This is a genomic window from Pseudomonadota bacterium, assembly GCA_034660915.1.
Taxonomy (GTDB): Bacteria; Desulfobacterota; Anaeroferrophillalia; order Anaeroferrophillales; family Anaeroferrophillaceae; genus DQWO01.
In genome coordinates this window covers 1-3,480 of the sequence record JAYEKE010000094.1, presented here as the reverse complement: position 1 = coordinate 3,480, position 3,480 = coordinate 1, and the positions used below count along the sequence as shown (strand labels likewise).

The following is a 3,480-nucleotide window of genomic DNA, read 5'->3' as shown; positions in this document are numbered from 1 at the left end:
TATTTACTTACAAACTTTCACCCGTTGGGTGTTATTTCTCATTAACGTAACGCCTTTATTTTTCAAGGCTAAACGCTGATAGCTAACAGCTAATCGCTTAACTTAGGAGAGACTCAACTTTCTGACTCGCATTGCCAAGGACATATTAGCAGGATGTTCGGGCTTGGCTCATAGCGGTATTGGCCGCCGAACGAATCACACGATGTGATTCGTGGCGGACGCCTCGGAAGCCGTCCATGGACGGCTGGCGAGAATGAGCGAGAGCCATGCCGGAACATCCCTGGAGATTTCTTTTCAGCTGTTTTCAGATCAACTCAGAAAGTTGAGATATAGAGTTGAACGGGAAATTTTCTATGCCTGGGGACTGGAGAAATCCACATAGAAGATATTATTGCTGCCATTAACAAAATAGAGCAATACATGACTGGTCAGGATTTGGATCTTTATTTGATTAATTTCTTCGTTGGCGGCCCAGGCTGTTTAAGGATAGTAAGGGCAAGGAGTGATTCGCTGATGCTGTTGTCATGGTCGGGCGGAGGATAAAGGATGCTCAAAGAGCAGTCAACCATTATTCGAAGAGTGGTTATCGGCGCTGATTTACTGTTGATGTCGGCAGCCTTTCCCCTGGCCTTTTACGCCCGCTTCGACCGTTTTCCCCGGCTGGATGACCTGCGGCAATACGGCTGGATTGCCGTGATTTTTATCCCTTTTTTTCTCTTCAGCCTTTATCGCCATAAGCTGTATCATCAATTGCGGTTCATTATCTTCTTTGAGATCGCCAAAAGGGTGGTGGCCGCGTTTATCATCGCTTTTTCCCTGGCGGCCGCCCTGCTGTTCCTCAGCCACGCCACCTATTACAGCCGCCTGCTGTTTCTCTATTTTTCCGCCGGTTCATTTTTTCTGGTCATGCTTGGCAAGATAGGCCTGAAAATTTTTCTCAACCGTTTACGAAGTAAAGGGTATAATTTCCGCCAGGCACTGGTAATTGGCAGCGGCAAAAAGTTGGCTGAAATTGAAAACTTTTTCTTAGAGCATGGCAGTTATGGCATTAAGGTCTTTGCCGCTCTTGAGGCAGCGACAGTCACCCCGGCCAAATTTGAGAATATCCTCACCCTCAACATCGTCGACGAAGTTTATTTTGCCCTGGATCGGGATGCCGCCGGGCCACGTTTCCCCATTGACACCTACCTGGAGATTACCGAGCAGGCCGGTAAAACCAGTAAAATCATGCTCAATATCAATGAACATTGCCGCAGCAGCTGCGATTTTGCCCGGCTGGCCAATTTTCCCCTGGTGGTACTCCATCCCGTAACCCTTGATCCCGACCAGATATTGATCAAGCGCCTGGTTGATATCGCCGGAGCGCTTGTCGGCCTGCTGCTGAACGTGGTGCTGTTTCCTCCGGTGGCGCTGGCCATTAAACTGGATTCCCCGGGACCGATATTTTTTGCCCAGCAGCGGGTGGGGGAAAACGGCCGCCTGTTTTCTCTCTATAAATATCGTTCCATGTCTGTGGATGCCGAGGCGCGTAAAAAGGAGCTTGCCGACCGTAACGAACTGAGCGGCGCCGTTTTCAAAATAAGTGATGACCCCCGGGTGACCCAGGTGGGCGGGATTCTTCGCAAGTTGAGCCTGGATGAATTGCCGCAGTTCTGGAATGTTTTGAAAGGAGAGATGAGCCTGGTCGGCACCCGGCCGCCGACCCCGGGTGAGGTGGCTGAATACCAGCTTCGGCATTACCGGCGTTTATCCGTCAAGCCCGGTCTTACGGGGATGTGGCAGGTGTCGGGGCGCAACCGGATCACTGATTTTGATGAAATCGTTGCCCTGGATACAAAATATATTGACCAGTGGTCCCTGTGGCTTGATTTTAAAATTATCCTTAAGACAGTAATTGTTCTGGGCAGCGGCAAATAAAACGTTTGCTACTGAAAGAGTCCTTAATGATACTTTCGTAAAAAGTCGTAAATTTGTTAAGGTTTAAGGTATACGGTTTAAGGTGTACGGTTTAAGGTATACGGTTTAAGGTGTACGGTTTAAGGTATACGGTTTAAGGTGTACGGTGTATGGTGTACGGTGTATGGTGTACGGTGTGAGCTTCCTTAAACCTTAAACCTTAAACCTTAAACCTTAAACCTTAAACCTTAAACCTACGTTGTAATGACGAAGGTTGCAGCCTAACGAAGAAGATGGAGCTTTTAAGAGGCCATCCTTAATGCTTGTAATGACAAAGGTAAATATAGTATATACGTAACTATTCAGCACATCTTTATGAAGTGCACTGCTGTGAGCAAAACCGGGACTGTCCCCGAGACTTTTGGTTTAAAAGGGGACTGTCCCAGGCTTTTGCGGCGCATGCCGACATTGTTTCGTAGTCCGTAAACATCTGGGACAGCCCCCGGTGAAGCTGGGGACAGTCCCGAGTTTACTACTTAAGTAGCGATGCAATGTGCTGAATAGTTACGTATATACCGAGCAGTACTCGCCTGTTTTAATTACCGGAGATAAGTGGGAGAATCATGACCGAACATGACGAACAAAAACAAGGAATGAAACCAGAGCCGGATACCCGGCAGCCGTATCTTGCCGAAGACGAAATTGATCTGCTGGAGCTTATCAGGCCCCTCTGGCGGCAGAAAATACTTATTGCCGCCATAACCTTTCTGACCATCGCGGCGGCGGTGGTCCTGGTTCTGCAGGCGACTCCCAGTTACCGGATCTACACCCAACTGAAACCGGGCGTCTGCCGCTGGGATGATAAAGGTAATCCGATTCCTTACCTGAAAACCACCGACCTGAAAAGCCTGCTTACCGGGGGTGTTTTTAATACCTATGCGAGCGAAGCCGGCCTTGGAGATAAAGCTCCAAAAATCGAAGCTGCCAGTAGCCGTCGGGGTGACCAGCTGACCGCGTACTTCTTCTGGCCGGACCGGGATGAAGGGAAAAAAGTTATGGCCGGTTTTATCGATTTCCTCAATGATCCTGATCGTGGGGCAAACCGGAAAGAACTTTCCATTCCGCAAGCTCAGAGACGCTCCTTGGGAAAATCAACCAAAGAATACTCGGAAGATATTAAAATGGTTGATGTCCAGGAGAAAAAAGTTGAAATGAATATTGACCAGAAAAAAAAGGCGTTCAAATTGTTTGATCGGCAAAGGAATAGTTTGAAAAGAGAGATCGAGCGCGTTAATGCTGACTTCAAAATGGTGGAAAAAGAGGTTGTCTTTCTGGAAGAAGGAATTACGGTAGCCGAAGAGACCCGGGCCGGATACGAAAAAAGCCGCCGGGAGATTGACGAAAACACCACCAGGATTATTTCGCTGCGTGATAAACTTTTGCAAACCCCACCAGATGACAGTCTCCAGCCTCTGCTGCTGGCCAGCACCATCCAGCAGAACATCGCCTACCTGAATATCCTTGACCAAAAAATCGAAGCCGCCCGCAAGGAAGCCATCTCCCTCCGTACGGACAAACTGGACA

The 3,480-nt window shown here is 48.5% G+C and carries 3 protein-coding genes; 2 read left to right on the top strand and 1 reads right to left on the bottom strand.

The genetic code is table 11. The features are described 5' to 3' along the window. Positions 1–145: 145 nt before the first annotated feature. The gene (locus U9P07_05875; protein ID MEA2108930.1) at positions 146–268 is read right to left on the bottom strand and encodes a hypothetical protein; all 123 of its coding nucleotides are present in this window, start codon (positions 266–268) and stop codon (positions 146–148) included. A 278-nt stretch (positions 269–546) separates the two neighbouring features. Between U9P07_05875 and U9P07_05870 the strand changes: the two genes are divergently transcribed. Both U9P07_05870 and U9P07_05865 read left to right on the top strand, forming a co-directional pair. Continuing rightward, a complete protein-coding gene (locus tag U9P07_05870) occupies positions 547–1,917 on the top strand; it encodes a sugar transferase (protein MEA2108929.1) in 1,371 nt (456 codons plus the stop codon). A gap of 602 nt (positions 1,918–2,519) precedes the next feature. After that, the coding region (locus U9P07_05865) for a Wzz/FepE/Etk N-terminal domain-containing protein (protein ID MEA2108928.1) at positions 2,520–3,480 on the top strand (961 nt) is incomplete at its 3' end.